The 17179-nt window shown below is 40.4% G+C and carries 17 protein-coding genes; 16 read left to right on the top strand and 1 reads right to left on the bottom strand.

Annotation, left to right across the window (positions count from 1 at the left end; all coding sequences use genetic code 11):
* Nucleotides 1-71: 71 nt before the first annotated feature.
* A complete protein-coding gene (locus G8761_RS10755; protein ID WP_155899821.1) occupies nt 72-158 on the bottom strand; it encodes a YjcZ family sporulation protein in 87 nt (28 codons plus the stop codon).
* A 196-nt stretch (nt 159-354) separates the two neighbouring features.
* Here G8761_RS10755 and G8761_RS10750 point away from each other — a divergent pair, with 196 nt between their 5' ends.
* From G8761_RS10750 to G8761_RS10680, 16 genes are all read left to right on the top strand, one after another.
* Nucleotides 355-3807: a hypothetical protein gene (locus G8761_RS10750; RefSeq protein ID WP_166026422.1), complete on the top strand. Its 3453-nt coding sequence runs from the start codon at nt 355-357 to the stop codon at nt 3805-3807.
* 801 nt (nt 3808-4608) lie between these two features.
* Entirely contained in the window at nt 4609-5025 is a 417-nt protein-coding gene (locus G8761_RS10745; protein ID WP_166026420.1) for a YugN family protein, read from the top strand.
* Between the two features lie 76 nt (nt 5026-5101).
* On the top strand, nt 5102-5233 hold the full coding sequence (locus G8761_RS27645; protein WP_275940697.1) for a hypothetical protein: 132 nt from the start codon (nt 5102-5104) through the stop codon (nt 5231-5233).
* A gap of 510 nt (nt 5234-5743) precedes the next feature.
* Nucleotides 5744-6718, top strand: coding sequence for a 1,2-phenylacetyl-CoA epoxidase subunit PaaA (gene paaA / locus G8761_RS10740; RefSeq protein WP_166026418.1), 975 nt, complete (start codon nt 5744-5746; stop codon nt 6716-6718).
* A gap of 4 nt (nt 6719-6722) precedes the next feature.
* The gene (gene paaB / locus G8761_RS10735; protein ID WP_166026416.1) at nt 6723-7064 is read left to right on the top strand and encodes a 1,2-phenylacetyl-CoA epoxidase subunit PaaB; all 342 of its coding nucleotides are present in this window, start codon (nt 6723-6725) and stop codon (nt 7062-7064) included.
* Nucleotides 7061-7885, top strand: a complete 825-nt coding sequence (gene paaC / locus G8761_RS10730) for a 1,2-phenylacetyl-CoA epoxidase subunit PaaC (protein WP_166026414.1) — start codon at nt 7061-7063, stop codon at nt 7883-7885. Before paaB ends, paaC begins: the two co-directional genes overlap by 4 nt.
* A 32-nt stretch (nt 7886-7917) precedes the next feature.
* A complete protein-coding gene (gene paaD / locus G8761_RS10725) occupies nt 7918-8421 on the top strand; it encodes a 1,2-phenylacetyl-CoA epoxidase subunit PaaD (protein WP_243449980.1) in 504 nt (167 codons plus the stop codon).
* Between the two features lie 119 nt (nt 8422-8540).
* Entirely contained in the window at nt 8541-8849 is a 309-nt protein-coding gene (locus G8761_RS10720) for an EthD family reductase (protein ID WP_166026412.1), read from the top strand.
* Nucleotides 8842-9618, top strand: a complete 777-nt coding sequence (locus tag G8761_RS10715; RefSeq protein ID WP_166026410.1) for an enoyl-CoA hydratase/isomerase family protein — start codon at nt 8842-8844, stop codon at nt 9616-9618. Before G8761_RS10720 ends, G8761_RS10715 begins: the two co-directional genes overlap by 8 nt.
* Before the next feature lie 11 nt (nt 9619-9629).
* Nucleotides 9630-10403, top strand: coding sequence for an enoyl-CoA hydratase-related protein (locus G8761_RS10710; protein WP_166026408.1), 774 nt, complete (start codon nt 9630-9632; stop codon nt 10401-10403).
* 45 nt (nt 10404-10448) lie between these two features.
* A complete protein-coding gene (locus G8761_RS10705) occupies nt 10449-11966 on the top strand; it encodes an aldehyde dehydrogenase family protein (protein ID WP_166026406.1) in 1518 nt (505 codons plus the stop codon).
* Between the two features lie 78 nt (nt 11967-12044).
* Entirely contained in the window at nt 12045-12905 is an 861-nt protein-coding gene (locus G8761_RS10700) for a 3-hydroxyacyl-CoA dehydrogenase (protein ID WP_166026404.1), read from the top strand.
* Between the two features lie 16 nt (nt 12906-12921).
* Nucleotides 12922-14133, top strand: a complete 1212-nt coding sequence (locus tag G8761_RS10695) for an acetyl-CoA C-acyltransferase (protein ID WP_166026402.1) — start codon at nt 12922-12924, stop codon at nt 14131-14133.
* A gap of 3 nt (nt 14134-14136) precedes the next feature.
* A complete protein-coding gene (locus G8761_RS10690) occupies nt 14137-14913 on the top strand; it encodes an enoyl-CoA hydratase-related protein (RefSeq protein WP_166026400.1) in 777 nt (258 codons plus the stop codon).
* 100 nt (nt 14914-15013) lie between these two features.
* A complete protein-coding gene (gene paaX / locus G8761_RS10685; RefSeq protein WP_166026399.1) occupies nt 15014-15889 on the top strand; it encodes a phenylacetic acid degradation operon negative regulatory protein PaaX in 876 nt (291 codons plus the stop codon).
* Between the two features lie 46 nt (nt 15890-15935).
* Nucleotides 15936-16883 (top strand): nitronate monooxygenase, encoded by a 948-nt coding sequence (locus tag G8761_RS10680; protein WP_166026397.1) that lies wholly within the window; start codon nt 15936-15938, stop codon nt 16881-16883.
* The last annotated feature ends 296 nt before the right edge of the window (nt 16884-17179 follow it).

The following is a 17179-nucleotide window of genomic DNA, read 5'->3' as shown; positions in this document are numbered from 1 at the left end:
GGCACTGGAAATTAAAAATCATTATGTAAAAAGAAAGCGCCCTTACTTGGCGCTTTCCCTGCAGGCATTGCTTAGTAAACGTATGCAGAGCCTACAATGATTAACAAGATAAACAGAACAACGATTAGCGCAAAGCCGCCTCCGTATCCGCCACCCATATTAACACCTCCAATAATTCGTTAATGCATTTTATTCAAAAATATAAATTATGCGTGGACATATGGCTAAAATCTTTTACCATTTCACTCCTGTTAAATATTTCAAAAAATGATTGAAAATTTTCTGCGTTTGTGTAAAATTACACTATAAGGGATATTGTGGAATTTTTAGCCTTTAAGGAAGGCGGGAAAAGTAATGGATAAAGAAATTATAGATAAGCGGAAAAAGATATTTTGGGAGGAGCTAAACAAGTTAAGGGAGGACGGCTATCTTTCTTCAAAGGTACTTAGGCAGGTTTCAGCTGCCTATAGAGAATATTATTTAGATAAGGAGAAGGTTTGGGAGATATCACATCAGTCTTCAGATTCCTTAGAGTATGCGCCTGATGAAAAGGAGCTTCCATTATTAAAACCTGAGCCGAAACCTGCTAAAACCAAACCAGTTAAATCGATTAAAGAGAAAAAGATTCCCTCCCAAGAGGAGATACGAGAAAGAAATATTACTTGGTCCTTGAATATCGGAGTAATCTTTTTACTGATCGGTGGATTGTTTGTAGCTACTAGTAATTGGGCTACAATGACCTCTGTAATGAAAAGTACCTCCATCGCAGCGGTTGCTGTTTTGTTTTTAGGAATAGCCCTCCTATCAAGAAAGGTATTGCATATTGATAAAACAGCATTCGCCTTTAATGTACTCGGAAGTTTATTTTTGCCTATATTTATTCTTTCATTAGGCTGGTTTGGACTGCTTGGATCCTATTTAACAGTGGATGGACCAGGTAAAAATTTCCTTGGGTTACTTGTGAGCATTCTGCCAATATTGGTTTATATTTATTTTGCAAAAACCTTGCAGTCCCGCCTGTTTGTTTGGTTTTCATTTATTTCAGTGTCAGCAGCCGCAGCGTTTCTTATTGCGGCATTTAACTTGGAACAAGACTCCTTTTACCTTGGAATCATGCTATTAAACGCCGTATTGATTTATGGATATCATCGTCTAAAAGGCAGAGAATCAATTAAATTATTTACGAAGGAACTATTCTCATACACTCAGGTAAATTTGGTCCTTTCAACCCTTTTTATGCTTTTTCTTTTCCAAAATGAAGTTCAATATGGATTTAACCTTTTGCTGACAGCTGTTATTTATCTATCCATGATATTTGTAACGGGAAGAAAGGAATATCATTTTGTATTTACCGTAATACTGGTTTATGGTGCATACCAATTAATTGAACATAGCTTCCTCAGCCATTTCTCAGCTCTCCTTTATGCTGGGCTTGGGGCTGGATTTTTGTTCATTCCAAAAAGCATTAAAGAAAAGACTTCACTTGAATTGGCCTTCCAATATACCAGTGCTGTTATTTCTGCTTTGGCATTTATTTATATTAGCCTTGAAGGAATGCTTGTTAGGATGGGGTCTCCTTCATTTGTCCTGTTTCTAGCATATATCGTCATAACTGCAAATTTTCTATACCTTTCAAACATCAGGGCAGGAAGGCTTTTTCCTTATTTAAGTTCCTTTTTTGCGGCTTCTTCCTTATATGAATTGGTTCAGCTTGCTGACCACTGGATTATTAAGATAAATTTTGCGATGGGGTTTTTTATTGCAGGTTTTTCGCTATTTATTTTACTGGGAACGGTTAAACTTCCAAAAACAAATGTTATCAAGGAAAGTTCAAGAGATGTTGGAAGTGTAATAATGCTTCTTTCATTATTTGCAGCAGCAGTCCTTGAAAGCTATCTTCTGCTTGGCGTTATGTTCCTTCTGTTTTCATTCATTTCTTTCATTCTTTTCAGATTGGAAAAAAGGAAGTTTTATTCTGCTGCAACTGAATGGATTCTGCCTGTTTCACTGGGGCTATCAGTCGCAGCATTTGGTGAAAAACTTAATACTTTTTCCCTGGATTGGGACCGAGAATTTAGCCAGCCAGCAAATTTGACTATTGCTGCAATTATTTTGATGATGTCGAGCAGGTTATGGAAAAAGTCTGCCTTTCCGAAATTTTTCTATCCATCAAATATAGTTTCCTATATTTTTATTACAATAGGAATGTTATTTGTCCCCGTAGATTCAATTAATGAAGTATGGGTACAGCCACTTATTTTTGCAATAGGCATAGCCATGTATTACATTCTTCATAAACAGGCAGGCGTCCGGTGGCTATGTTTTTTACTGAGTGGGTTAACATTAATATTGTATTATTCATTGTTTCAATCATTTGATATGTTCACACCTTTAACACCTCTTGGAGAATCAATGGTTGTTCCGTTCGGACCAATAACTCTATTGATTATTTCGTTAATATCGAGAAAAACAGATAGAAAACTGTCAGAAAGCTTTGCCTGGGCTGGCCAAATTATTTATCCGCTGTCACTTGCCCTAATATGCTTTGGGTACCCGACAGACCGAGAATACAGTCTTTTTATCGCTTTCCTGGTTTATGGTGCAAGTGTTTACATTAGCAAACAAGAATGGTCTGTAAAAAGCTTCTTATATGCTTCTTTCACCATGGTTTTCCTTACCATTGAAGCTATTTTCGACTCCATGAACATTCCTGAGAATCGTATTTATGATTTCCCAGCCACTGCATTGCTTATCTTTACTTTCTGGTTATTCAGTTCAAAAGACTTTAAAAAGAGAACAATTTACTATCTTGTTCCCTTTTCGCTGATAGGAATAGGCGCCTGTGTAATTTCCTATCCATTTGACTACTATCTTTATATTGAAATATTAGTGTTTGGAACAGCGATTTTAATTTTTCTGCATCGGATAAAATGGGATCTCCTGAATATAGTAGTCCTTTTCCTTGTTTTTATAGGTACAATCGAATTCACAATAGAAACAGCTTGGGGCCCTTTTGAAAAAATGCTTTTGGCCGGAGGTTTGGGTGCAGGTCTTGCCTTGATAGGAAGGAGTACCTATAAATCTTTATATGAATCCCATTCAGAAATGTTTAAAACAAAACTTGATGGCTATACCATTATCTCCTTTCTTTTTTATGGGCTTATGTATTACTTTGACACGGATGCTATATGGACAATTGCCTTACCTGGCATTCTTATTTCACTTACCATATGGATGCAAAGAAATCGTGTTTATAAGGCTTATTCCTTTTTGGTTCCAGTTTTATCGGGAGGGTATTTGCTTCAGCCTTACTATTCAACACTTAAGTATATGCACATACCAAGCATATGGGAGAGAGAAGCGATCGTACTTCCCTGGATTGTTTTAATGATCTTTTGCCGAAGAGTTTTAAGAGGCCGTTTTGCCGTGCAAATGAACAGTATACAATGGGTAGTTTTGATTGCTGCTGCAGCCAGTCTTATAGAGGATGCTCTAAAAAGCTCAACAGTCTACGATGCTATGATACTTGGAACCTTGTCTCTAGTATCCATGCTTGCCGGAATGGCCTGGAGGATTAAAGCATACTTCTTTACTGGATCAGGTGTTTTACTCTTAAATCTATTTCTTCAGACGAGACCGTACTGGGGCAATATGCCATGGTGGGGTTACCTCCTGGCTGCAGGATCCATTTTAATAGTTGTAGCCAGTTATAATGAATGGCACAAACAAAAATCTGCAAAAGGAGAAGCAACATTCATTTCAATATGGAAAAATACAATAATGCCTAAGTTAAAAGAATGGAACTAATATGACAAGGAAATGATGGGGTAAATTTCTTCTTATGAAATAGTTAATGTTGTCTATACATTTATTACCGATCCCAAAAAGGAAGAGGGTTATGATTATAGACTGCGTGGAAGTGCTGCACAGGAAGGTGAAAACTTAAAGAAGCAGTAATACGGGAAGTAATGATTAAATAGGCTAGATAGACTTTGATGAAACTGAAAAAAGCTATAAGGCTAAATTAAAACCTACTACTCCATCCGCACTGTTCCATACTTCTTCAGGGGGACTATATAAGAATATTTTAGGTCATTAAAGTTTTTCTTTAATGACCTTTTTTTCAGTGCTATTTAATAAAAAAAACAACAACAAATTAACATAGCAATAAAAAAGCAATCCGGCCATATGCCGGATTGTAGTGTGGGAGGCAAGCATTCACGCTTATGAGAACATCATATCCCATAAAAATGAACAAAGTATGAATAGAATTTTAAAAGAATAGCAAATTGCTAAAATAAATTTTGATGCTTTTTTAAAGGGTGATAAATTTGCTATTCTTTTCGAATGGGAAAGAATCCTAAAATGAAGTGGTTTGTAAAAATGACAGCCCCCCATGATCACCATCGTTCCACACTGGGCATCTGCCTGGTCGCTTCCAGCCCATTGAAAAAGCTTCAAGCATATGACGATTTCCTATTTAAATCTGTTAAAGTGAAAGATTTATATACTTTGAAATGATATTCTTCCAAATAAAGAGTTTCATAGTTTAAACCTTTCGACATAGTGGAAAACCCTTATATAAAGGAAAAAACGGGAGGGACTATAATGATTGATATTAAATCCACATTAGAAGGGAAACAAGCAGTTCTTAGCGGTCTTAAAAGTAAACTGGAAGGCCTTGGATATACGGTAGGAGGAAACTGGGATTATGACCATGGATTTTTTGATTACAAACTGGATGAAGGTGAAGAAGAACAGTATTTAAGGATACCGATTACAGCACTTGACGGAGATTTGGAACAGGAAAACAGCCGTGTAGAGCTGGGCAGACCCTTTATGCTTTCCCATGAATACAAAACAGATGTAGATGTAGAAGGGAACGTGGGAAATGTCAGTGCTTCCTTAAATCAATTTCGTGAGCCTTCCGACAAGGATGCACCTTTTCCGAAGAGTTTTATAGAAATGGGAGAACGTCTAGTTAAAAATACCGAGACGGAATTAATAAATGAAAAAATAATTTAATTCAAAAGACCCCCATTTAGTAAGACTTTATACCGTAGTTTATAGGTAAAGAGGACTGGAAGTGGGGGATTCAATAATGGCAGTTAAATTTATTGATATAGACAAATTATTAGAAGCTACCCATGAAACGGATTCGGCAAATGATTACATTTTCAAAAATACAATTGAAATTGATCATCTTCTGGAGGTAACAGAGGATTGGGATTAACATAAGGGAGGCTGTCCTTTTAAAATAAAGGAGAGCCTCCTTTTCCATTTTCATTTTTTTACCTGTCATAAAATTTCACAGGGATCTATATAAATTTCTATTCTCAAATTTATTAAAGCTGTGTTAAAGGACTGGAAGAGCGGGATAATGGGAGAGCGAACAGGTTTGAATCGCCGAGAAGACTCTTAGTGCTCCTGCGCCATAGAGTTTTTGAATAAACACCATTCAGCTCTTCGAAAAGCCGCCATTGATGTTAGCAAATGCTTTTCGCGGAAAGAGGCAACTATAAGTGAAACACATGCATGTTTAATGTAGCCCAATTAAAAACACAGCCAAAAAGTGGTTCTCCACGCGCTTTGGTTGTGTTTTTTTTATTTAATTTTAATATTCTTCAAATTTTCAGAAAAATCAATTGACTTTTCACTATCTTCACGTTATTTTTATATTAAATATATAACACTAAAAATTAGTATCGATAAATACGCGTTATACAAAATGGGAGGCGGATAGATGGATAGTACTGTTTCTTATGGTTTACTGGCGGAGGATGAAAAGCACGCACTGTTTATAAAGCGTATTGAAGCAGGAGAGAAAATCGAAGCAGATGACTGGATGCCGGAAGAATACCGAAAAACCTTAATCAAATTAATCTCTATGCATGGAATTAGTGAGATTATGGGTGCACTTCCTGAGAAGGAGTGGGTCCCTAAAGCTCCTTCGTTAAAAAGAAAACTGGGTATCATGGCAAAGGTCCAGGATGAAATGGGCCATGGACAGCTATTGCTTCGGGTTTCAGAGGATTTAATGAAGCCATATGGAAAAAACCGTGAAAGCATAATGCAGGATTTGTTCAGCGGTGATTTGAAATTCCATAATGTTTTTCATATGGAGGCTCCAACATGGGCCGACGCGGGACTGATTGGCTGGCTTGTTGACGGTGCAGCTATTATCACCCAAACAAATATGCTTGATGCATCTTATGGTCCGTATGCAAGGGCTTTAAAAAGAATTTGCGCTGAAGAGGTTTTTCATGCTCAGCACGGGGAGTCCATCATTATGGCTCTCGCAGAAGGCACACCAAAGCAAAGAGTAATGCTGCAGGAATCGCTTAACCGGTGGTGGGAAGCATTATTGATGTTTTTTGGTCCCGGGGATGCGGGTACAACTGGAACTTCCAAGCAAGATATAACAATTAAATATAAAATCCGTACAAAAACCAACGAGGAACTAAGACAGGACTTTTTTACGAAATATATTCCCCGTGTTCTTTCCTTGGGGCTAATACTGCCTGACTCAACCATGCATTTTGATAAAGAGGCAGGAAAATGGATATACAAGCAGCCGGATTGGGGCAAGTTTAAAGACATTATTAAAAATAAGGGTCCAAAATCAGAAGAACGCCTCCGGCTCCGAAGGATTTCTTATGAAACCAATGAGTGGGTAAGAGAAGCCCTGGGCTCAGCTTCTGCTGGAGAAAGGAGGTAGCTCTATGGCAAAAGGGTTTTATGAGGAATATGAAGTATTCAGCCGCCGATCAGATACAGCCCCTATGCTATATCAGTTTTCCCTGTTAGCCCCGAATGAAGAGCTGGCCCTTATTATGGCTCAGGAAAATTTCATGCGCAGGGAACCTGCCTCCGATATCTGGGTCGTAAAAAGAAGCAATATACGGAAAATGACCCTGGAGGAAAAAGAGACTCTTAAAAGGCTGGACAACAAGGACTACCGGAATACAAAGGGTTATGGATATTTAAAGAAGAAATGGCGGCAGTATGAACAGGGCATGCTTGATGAAAAGGAAATTATGTCATGGGGAGGAAATCAGTCATGACAAAAATTATTAGCCCAGATGAAGCGAAACAAAATTCTTCTTTTAAATCTGCATTAACTGAATTGCTTTATCAGCTAGCTGATGATGATTTTATTTTGGCATACCGTGGATCGGAATGGCTTGGTCTGGCTCCCCATATAGAGGAAGATGTAGCCTTTTCTTCCATTAATCAAGACACAATGGGCCATGCTGCTATATTCTATCAGCTACTGGAAGAATTAGGGGAAGGAGACATGGATGTCCTGGCGCATTCGCGTCCTCCAAAGGAACGACTGAATGCGGTTCTCCTGGAAATGGTTAATGGGACTGGCACCTATCTGGAAAATCCTAAATTTGATTGGGCATATACAGTTGTTCGGCATTACTTTTATACAGCCGCTAAAAAAATCAAAATGGATTCCTTGAAAAATTCCACTTATCAGCCTCTTGCTGACGCTGCAGCCCGTGTAAGTATAGAACTCTTTTATCACATGATGCATTGGAGAACGTGGTTCCAGCAACTGATGCTTGCTGGAGGAGAAGCTCGGACAAGAATGGAAAAGGCCATCTTTCAGGTAATGGATGAGATGGAGGGAGTAATAACTCTTGGGCCTAAAGGGCAGGAAATTATCAAATTCGCGTTAATCGAACATGATAAAACTCTTAAAGACCGCTGGCAGGCAGTACTGAGCCCTGTGTTCACTTCTGTTAATAGTATAATGCCGGAAAGTATGGGAATGAAAAGCGGAAACGGACGTAATGGCGAACACACCGCGGATCTGGAATCAGCGCTGGCAATCATGAATGAGGTATATATCCTTGATCCTGCTGCCAATTGGTGACTTTGGAAAAACCCATCAAGGGAATGATGACATTGAATAAGATAGGCAGCGACCATCAAAAAGAATTAGTTTTGAAAGCGCTTTATGAAGTGAAAGATCCTGAGATTTCAAGTATTTCAATAGTAGATCTCGGTATGATGGAAAGCATTGAGGTAAGCGGAAATACAGTTAAATTGGAACTTGTGCCTACATTTTTAGGATGCCCCGCTTTGGATATAATCCGTCAGAATACAGAAAAAGCAATAAAAGCAGCTGTACCAAGTTTCGAGGTCCAGGTTGAATTTATTCATTATATTCCTTGGACATCTGACCGGATTTCAGAAAATGGAAGAGAGAGGCTTAAGGAGTTTGGAATTGCCCCGCCTCCAAGAAAACTTCCGGAAACCGGTATTTGGGAAGTAGATTGCCCTTTTTGTGGTTCGCCCTATACAACTCTTGAGAATCTATTTGGTCCTGCTGCATGCAGAAGCATACTCTACTGCAAATCGTGCAGGAACCCATTTGAGGCAATGAAACCCTTATTTACAAATATATAAAGAAAACTCGGTGATTGCCGAGCCTATTAGGCGAAGGGAGAGCCGTAGTTGTCCTTATGCGTTCAGAATTTATGGATATAAATTTTGAATAGCTAAAAACAATTTGAGGAGAGATAAAAATGATTAAAATGATCGCCCTATACAAACACCCTGAAAATAAGGAAACTTTTGACGAGTATTATAAAAACACTCATACTCCGATTACGGCTAAAATTCCCGGTCTTCGAAAGATGGAAGTAACAAAGATAATTGGCGGCCCAATGGGGGGAGAAGGCAAATACTATTTAATGTGTGAAATGTACTATGACGATATGGCTTCCTTTAAAGCAGCAATGAAAACAGGCGAGGCAAAGGCTTCCGGAAAAGATGTTATGTCCTTTGCAGGTGATCTGGTAACCCTGATGATTGGTGAGGAAGTAAATGAGTAATTATGAATTTATTGAAACAAGAGCAGAGGGCGGAATTGGTTTTATTGAACTTAACCGCCCTAAAGTTCTGAATGCACTCAATCGTGGGATGATTTCTGAGATATTGGCTGCAATGGAGGATTATGACCGGTCTGAAGAGGTACAGGTCATTATGCTAAGCGGAAAGGGGCGCTGCTTTGCAGCCGGAGCTGATATAGATGAAATGGCCAATGCAGATTCCATCAGCATTGAGATGTTAAATCAATTTACAGACTGGGATAGGCTTGCATGGATTAAAAAGCCTATTATCGGTGCTATTCATGGCTTTGCCCTTGGCGGAGCTTTTGAACTGGCGCTCTGCTGTGATTTGCTTATTGCAGCAGAAGATGCTGAATTTGGTTTCCCTGAGGTAAACCTTGGAATCATGCCTGGTGCAGGCGGAACCGTCCGTTTGACAAAATTGGCTGGTAAAACTAAAGCAATGGAATGGCTTTTTACTGGTAAAAGAATAAAAGCTGCGGAAGCTTTGCATTATGGAATCATCAATAAGGCAGTTTCAAAAGAGCTGCTGTTAGAGGAAGCTGTCCGTTTTGCCAAGAAAATTGCAGCCCAGCCCCCTCTATCCATTCGGTTTATTAAGGAGTCAGTTCTTAAAGCAATAGATTCCAGTATTTATGAAGGAATGCAGTATGAAAGGAAAAATTTTTCCATGTTGTTTTCCTCGCAGGATCAAAAGGAAGGTATGAGGGCTTTTATTGAAAAAAGAAAACCTGATTTCAGCGGAAGGTAGGGGATCCATTCATGTTTGAGACAGTTACATATGAGGTGCGCGGCAATACGGCATGGCTGACTCTGAATCGGCCTGAAAAGCTAAATGCCTTTAATGCGCAATTAAACAAAGATGTCCAAAAAGCAGTAAAAGAAGCTTCAAAAGATCCAAATATCAGGGTAATCGTTTTAACTGGTGCCGGAAGGGCCTTTTGCTCTGGTCAGGATCTTGAAGGTGTTGATGAACAAACGGATCTTGGTGATGTACTCAGAACACTTTATAATCCAATGGTTCTAGAGATTGAGAAATGCGAAAAGCCAACCATTGCTGCGGTTAATGGTGTGGCAGCAGGGGCTGGAATGAGTCTGGCGCTTGCCTGCGACTTTAGAATTGCTTCCGAAAAAGCAAGCTTTCTTCAAGCATTTATCCATGTCGGACTGATTCCAGATGCGGGTAATCTTTACTTTCTTCCACGTCTGGTTGGCCATGCGAAGGCTCTTGAACTAGCTGTACTAGGCGAAAAAATTCCTGCTGAAGAAGCCCTTCGTCTTGGGCTTGTTACCAGGCTAGCTTCAGCTGATCATTTCCTTGAAGAAACAGCTGCTTTTGCAGAAAGGCTTGCTTCAATGCCAACAAAGGCAATAGGCTTGATCAAGCGGAACTTAAAAGCCAGCTGGCATGAAAATCTTGAAGAATTTCTGGAAAGAGACGCTCAGGGTCAGAGGATCGCCGGACAAACCGAGGACCACCGCGAAGGTGTTGAAGCCTTCCTATCAAAAAGAAAGCCTGTTTTCAGAGGTGAATAGAATAAGTACTTCTATAAACTGAGACTTCCAAAGGAGCTGATTTATTTGTCAACTGTTAAGGATAAAAAGCTGGAACCAATGGAAACAAAAAGAGAATTCTATCAATTGATTATCAATGGAGAGAGAACCGACAGTACAACAGGAGGAACATTTACCACTTACAATCCTGCTACAGGAGAAGCTGTTGCAACTGTAGCAAAGGCTTCTGTAGAGGATGCAGAGAAAGCAGTAAAGGCTGCCAGAACTGCTTTTGATTTTGGAAAGTGGCGCACTTCACCAGTAAACAAGCGCTCCCGTACTTTAAATAAAATTGCAGGGATAATGCGATCCAGGTTCAATGAATTAGTAGAATTGGAGATTTTAGATACCGGTAAATCCCTTGCAGCAGCACAGGGGCAGGTTATGCAGGCGATAGAGGATTTCGAATTCTACGCAGGTGCCATAGTAAGCCACCGCGGTTCCGTAAACAGCATGCCAGGTGCTTTCCAGAACATTACTGAAAAAGAGCCAGTCGGAGTGTGTGCACAAATCATTCCCTGGAATTATCCATTAATGATGGCAGCGTGGAAGATTGCTCCTGCCATAGCTGCTGGATGTTCGGTTATTGTGAAGCCTGCTTCATTGACCCCGTTGACTGCTATTGTACTAGGTGAAATCTGTATTGAAGCAGGAGTACCTGAGGGTGTTGTAAACATTATTCCTGGAGCAGGATCAGAAGTTGGTAACTATCTGGTTGAACACCCGCAGGTTGATAAGGTAGCATTTACCGGTTCCACTCCAATCGGCAAGGATATAATGGCAAAGGCTTCCCAAACACTAAAAAGAGTAACCCTCGAGCTTGGAGGCAAATCACCGAATATTGTTTTTGAAGATGCTGACATTGATGCTGCTGTAGATGGCTCACTGTTTGGTATTTTTTATAACAGCGGCCAATCATGTGAGGCCCGCTCCCGTTTATATGTAAATGAAAACATTTATGATGCATTTTTGGAGAAGTTTATTGCCAAAACAAAGATGCTGAAAATGGGCAATCCTTTTGAAAAGGATACACATGTTGGTGCCATTATTGATAGAAAACAGCTTGAAGTCATTGATGGTTATGTTCAATCTGCCATTGAAGACGGTGCTGTAATTGCTGCTGGGGGCAAAGAGGCTTCTGTCGAAGGCTACGAAAATGGATTCTGGTATGAACCCACCATCATTACCAACGTAAATCACGAAATGAAGGCAGTCCGAGAAGAAATATTCGGCCCAGTTGTCGTAGTCATGAAATTCCGGGATGAAAAAGAAGTGATTGGACTGGCAAATGATAGCGAATACGGCTTGGGATCAGCAATCTGGACAAAGGATTATGGCAGGGCAACTCGGGTTTCAAAACAAATACAGGCCGGTATAGTGATGGTGAATTGTCCATTTTCCGCCTTCCCGGGAACACCGTTTGGCGGATACAAACAGTCAGGCTTTGGACGTGAACTTTGTGTGGAAACACTTGATCTTTATACTGAAACAAAAAGCATCATTTCCTACTATGGAGGCCGTCCGCTGAATCCTTTCGGAATTTAACGCAAGACTGTTTAGACAATTGCGAGCACCAATTATGCTGGTGCTCGCCATATTTTTTTATTGAAGGTGGCTTTGAATATGCAAAAAGTAACAGTAATTGGTTCCGGCGTAATGGGCAGAGGTATCGCATATGTATGTGCTGCTGGAGGATTTGATGCCACTCTTGTAGACATCAAACAGGAACAGCTGGTCGCAGCAGAAAAAGAAATTTTGTCGATTTTGGAAAAGGGATTGGCAAGAGGAAAAATAACCGAAAGCACAAGCAACCAGACTATTAATCACTTAAACTATTCCACCGATCTGGCAGATGCAGCAGGAAGTTCAGATTTAATTATCGAAGCAGTACCTGAAGTACTTTCTATAAAAAAAACTATTTTTGAAGCTATTGATAAGTTTGCTCCTGAAAATTGTCTTTTCGCTACGAATACGTCAACAATGAGTCCAACTGAAATTGGCTCATTTACCAAGAGGCCTGGTAAGGTAATTGCTATGCATTTCTTCAATCCTGTCCATAAAATGAGGCTTGTTGAGATCATTCGCGGGCTTGAAACAAGCGACAGTACAGCAGAAGCAATTCGTATAGCAGCAGAAAGAATGGGCAAAGAAACAGTTGTAGTAAATGAATTTCCTGGTTTTGTAACTAGCAGGATCAGTGCCTTGGTGGGAAATGAAGCCTTTTATATGCTTCAGGAAGGAATAGGAACACCAGAAGAAATAGATAAGGCAATCAGGCTTGGATTAAATTATCCAATGGGCCCATTTGAACTTGGAGATCTTGTTGGGCTTGATACCCGCCTGAATAATTTAAAGTATCTCCATGAAAAGCTTGGGGATAAGTACCGTCCTGCACCGCTTTTGGAACAATACGTCAAAGCGGGAAGACTTGGGCGGAAAACTGGGCGGGGCGTTTATGAGTATCGGCAAAATCAAGGAGAATAAATAAGGGGGAATTTTAATGCGCGAAGCTGTTTTTGTAGATGCTGTAAGGACACCAATAGGCAGGTATAAAGGTGCTTTAAAAAGCGTGCGCCCGGATGATCTTGGTGCTGTGGTTATAAAGGCCTTAATCGAACGAAATCCGGAAATTAATCCTTTAAGGATTGAAGAAGTCGTATTTGGATGTGCAAACCAGGCAGGAGAGGACAACCGGAATGTAGCACGCATGTCAGCCCTGTTAGCGGGACTGCGAGTGGAAACAGGTGCTGTAACCGTTAACCGTCTCTGCGGATCAGGTCTTGACGCAGTTAATTATGCAGCAAGAGCTATACTGGCTGGAGAAGGCGAGGTATTTATTGCAGGCGGCACTGAAAGTATGACCCGGGCCCCGATGGTAATGGCAAAACCGGCAGCTGAATTTCCAAGGGGCAATATGGAACTTTTTGATACAACAATAGGCTGGAGATTTATTAATCCAGCTTTACAAGAAATGTATGGAACTGACAGCATGCCTGAAACAGCCGAAAATGTGGCCAAAGAGTTTGGAATCAGCAGGGAGAAACAGGATGAATTCGCATATTTAAGCCAGCGGAGAGCCATGGCTGCAATAGAATCAGGACGTTTTAAAGAAGAAATTGTCCCTGTGAATATAAGAGGGAGAAAAGGTGAAGTAACAATTTTTGCCCAGGATGAGCATCCCCGTCCTGATACTTCTCTTGAAAAGCTGTCTAAACTAAAACCACTATTTGAAAATGGCACAGTTACCGCCGGGAATGCTTCTGGTGTAAATGACGGGGCATCTGCATTAATGCTTGTAGATCATGAAGCGGCTAAGGAATTGGGACTTACTCCTCTGGCCAGATATGTTACTTCAGCAACAGCAGGCCTGGAACCCCGAATCATGGGCGTTGGTCCCATATACGCGGTGAGAAAAGCTCTTAAAAGAGCTCATCTTTCAATTGAGGATATAGGTCTTGTTGAATTGAATGAAGCTTTTGCTTCCCAGTCGCTTGCCTGTATCCAGGAACTTGGCTTAGATCCAGAAAAAGTGAATGTAAGCGGTGGTGCTATTGCCTTTGGGCATCCTCTTGGTGCAAGTGGGGCACGAATTCTCACAACGCTTATTCACGAAATGAAAAAACGGGGAGTCAGATACGGACTTGCCACAATGTGTGTAGGAGTGGGACAGGGAATTGCGACCATAGTTGAAAACATGGACTGGGAGGCATAAAGGATGAGCCATATTAGGCTTGAAACAAAAGGCCAAATAGCTTTTCTTACCATTAACCGTCCTGGATCCCTAAATTCCTTTAATTATGAAGCACTTGTTGAATTGGGTCACAAAGTAGATACTCTTCACAGCACAAGGGAAGTAAGAGCCATCATCATAACTGGTGAAGGGGATAAAGCTTTCAGCGCCGGTGCGGATTTAAGGGAAAGAAAAGGTCTGGGAGAAGCAGAAGTACGACGAAATGTAAAAAAAATACGAGATGTATTTAATAGTATAGCCCAGCTGCCACAGCCAACTATTGCTGCCGTTAATGGGTATGCGCTGGGAGGGGGCTTTGAATTGATGCTGGCTTGTGATTTTAAAATCGCAGCAGAACACGCCGAAATGGGACTAACTGAGGTTAGCTGGGGGATTATTCCCGGAGCAGGGGGTACACAGCGATTAACTAGACTTGTTGGAGAGATGAAGGCAAAAGAACTAATTTTTACAGCAAGAAAAATAAATGCTCATGAAGCCTTTCATTGTGGAATTTTAACCAAGGTCGTATCAAAAAACAGTCTTATACCATGTTGTCTGTCACTTGCAGAAGAGATAATACAAAATGCTCCTCTTGCTGTAGCACAAGCAAAATATGCAATTCAGTATGGGGCAGACCATGATATACAGACTGGTCTAGCTTTTGAAGCCAATGCTTATGAGGTTATTATTCCTACCCGCGACAGAATGGAAGCCCTTGAAGCATTCAGCGAAAAGCGGAGGCCAGTTTTCATAGGCAAATAAGATTAATAATTCTAAAATATTTTCGCCAACTTATCACATTTCTAGTAGAATAGAAGCTGGTCTTTACAAGAATTTTTCAAACGAAAAGGATGTATGATACGTGAATACCAGATCAATGATCTTTACATTATATGGCGATTATATATCTCACTATGGAAATAAAATTTGGATTGGCAGCCTGATTCGGCTGCTTGAAGAATTTGGCCATAACAGCCAATCCGTCAGAGCGGCAATTTCAAGAATGAACAAACAGGGATGGGTACAGGCTGAGAAGTTTGGCAATAAAAGCTACTATTCCCTAACAGAGCGGGGGATTAAAAGGATACAGGAAGCCGGTAAAAGAATTTTTAAGTTAAAGCCCGAGAATTGGGATGGTAAATGGAGGATTCTCATGTATACCATTCCTGAAGAAATCCGCAGTGTACGGGACGAACTTCGAAAGGAACTGATATGGAGCGGTTTTGGAACACTATCGAATAGCTGCTGGATTTCACCAATCAGTCTTGAAAAACAGGTCTATGATTTGGTAGAAAAATATGAAATAAAGACGTATATTGATTTTTTTATTGCTGAATATGACGGTCCTCACCAAAATAATAGTCTTGTAAGCAGAGCTTGGAATTTAGAAGAAATTAACGATAAATATAGGCAGTTTATTGGCGAATACAGCCAGAAATACATTATTGATAGAAGTAAATTAAGCAAGGGCCAGATGACTGATGCGGAATGCTTTGTTGAAAGAGCAAAACTCGTTCATGAATACCGTAAATTCCTATTTTTTGATCCAGGTCTTCCAGAAGAGCTTCTTCCCGAAGAATGGCTTGGCAACCATGCAGCTTCACTCTTTTCCAATTACTATAAAGAACTCGCCGAGCCTGCATCCAGATTTTTCGAAATGGTTTTCAGGGACGGAAACGAACTAGAGGAAAAAGATTCTTCATATAACTTGATGGACCATCCTTATATTACTGACTGATAATATCATTTTATATACCCTTTTTTATACGGAGGGAGGGACTTTTGTGAACTTATTAACCGAGGCACTAAATATCAGGTATCCTATCTTTCAGGGAGGCATGGGGAATATCAGTAATAGTATTTTAACTGCAGCTGTTTCCAACGCCGGAGGACTTGGAACAATTGGTGCTGGAACTATGGACCCTAATGAGGTTGAAAGAATAATCCTTGAGACTAAAAAGCTTACAGACAAACCTTTTGCTATAAACCTGGCATTAGGTGTTTCTCCCTTTATTAAAGAAATGCTCTCACTCGCAGTTAAATACTCGGTCTCAGCTGTTTCGCTTTCTGCAGGAAATCCGGCTCCTTACATACCAAAGCTTCATATACATAACATAAAAGTCATTACGGTCACAGCCTCTGTCAGACAGGCGGTTAAAGCTGCCGAGGCGGGTGCGGATATTATTGTAGCAGAGGGTTATGAGGCAGCGGGAATAAACTCTCCTTATGAAACCACTACTTTGACATTAATCCCTCAAATCGCAAAAGCAGTAGATGTACCGGTTGTGGCAGCAGGAGGGATTGCTGATGGCCGTGGCCTAGCAGCCATGCTAATGCTGGGGGCACAGGGGGTTCAAATGGGAACACGGTTCATTGCAACAAAGGATGCTCCCTTTCACCCAAATTACAAGGAAAAAATTCTCACGGCTGGAGACACGGAAACTGTAATTGTCGGAAGGTCAGTGGGCAGAATTAGAAGAGTGATAAAAACAGCCTATGCTGAAAAACTTTTATCAGAAGAAAAACATGGAGTTTCTCTTGAAGAATTTAATAGTTTAACAACAGAGGATATTCATAAAATAGGGGCTATAGAAGGAAATGGGGAAAAGGGATTTATGAACAGTGGGCAAATCTCTGGGTTTATAGATGATCTCCCCAGTGTTTCTGAATTACTGGAGAGTATGATGGCCGAGGCAAGTTCGCAAATAAAGAAAATTTCAAATATGTTTTAAGAGGAAGCAGAAGAGTTCTGCTTCTTTTTTCGATATGTGTTAATCCTAAAAAGGTAGTTAAGGTGTTTTGAAGGGGCTTATTGGTTCGTTCCTGGAAAAGAAGCGGATCCGTACCCGTACACTTTCTTTCTTTATGGCTCATTCTAGGAGAATGTTGCAATTTGAAAAAACTGTGAGAAAAAATACGAGACTCCTCGAAAATGCATTCGCATTTCCTTCGTGCGTGGGCGGATTCCATAATGCAAATTCAATGTCCTGCGGGAAAAGCAAGCCAAGCGAGACCTCGCAGGTTGTTA

Origin of the sequence: Neobacillus terrae (assembly GCF_011393025.1) — a bacterium.
In the GTDB taxonomy this organism is placed as follows: Bacteria; Bacillota; Bacilli; order Bacillales; family Cytobacillaceae; genus Neobacillus_A; species Neobacillus_A terrae.
The sequence above is the reverse complement of the archived record's forward strand: the minus strand, read 5'-3'. Positions and strand labels throughout refer to the sequence as shown.

Bases quoted from the DNA above. Each gene is read 5' to 3' on its own strand.
- G8761_RS10700 (WP_166026404.1), top strand. From the start codon at position 12,045: ATGCAAAAAGTAACAGTAATTGGTTCCGGCGTAATGGGCAGAGGTATC.
- G8761_RS10720 (WP_166026412.1), top strand. From the start codon at position 8,541: ATGATTAAAATGATCGCCCTATACAAACACCCTGAAAATAAGGAAACT.
- G8761_RS27645 (WP_275940697.1), top strand. From the start codon at position 5,102: ATGGCAGTTAAATTTATTGATATAGACAAATTATTAGAAGCTACCCAT.
- paaB (WP_166026416.1), top strand. From the start codon at position 6,723: ATGGCAAAAGGGTTTTATGAGGAATATGAAGTATTCAGCCGCCGATCA.
- paaC (WP_166026414.1), top strand. From the start codon at position 7,061: ATGACAAAAATTATTAGCCCAGATGAAGCGAAACAAAATTCTTCTTTT.
- G8761_RS10750 (WP_166026422.1), top strand. From the start codon at position 355: ATGGATAAAGAAATTATAGATAAGCGGAAAAAGATATTTTGGGAGGAG.
- G8761_RS10690 (WP_166026400.1), top strand. From the start codon at position 14,137: ATGAGCCATATTAGGCTTGAAACAAAAGGCCAAATAGCTTTTCTTACC.
- G8761_RS10715 (WP_166026410.1), top strand. From the start codon at position 8,842: ATGAGTAATTATGAATTTATTGAAACAAGAGCAGAGGGCGGAATTGGT.
- G8761_RS10745 (WP_166026420.1), top strand. From the start codon at position 4,609: ATGATTGATATTAAATCCACATTAGAAGGGAAACAAGCAGTTCTTAGC.
- G8761_RS10710 (WP_166026408.1), top strand. From the start codon at position 9,630: ATGTTTGAGACAGTTACATATGAGGTGCGCGGCAATACGGCATGGCTG.
- paaA (WP_166026418.1), top strand. From the start codon at position 5,744: ATGGATAGTACTGTTTCTTATGGTTTACTGGCGGAGGATGAAAAGCAC.
- G8761_RS10755 (WP_155899821.1), bottom strand. From the start codon at position 158: ATGGGTGGCGGATACGGAGGCGGCTTTGCGCTAATCGTTGTTCTGTTT.
- G8761_RS10695 (WP_166026402.1), top strand. From the start codon at position 12,922: ATGCGCGAAGCTGTTTTTGTAGATGCTGTAAGGACACCAATAGGCAGG.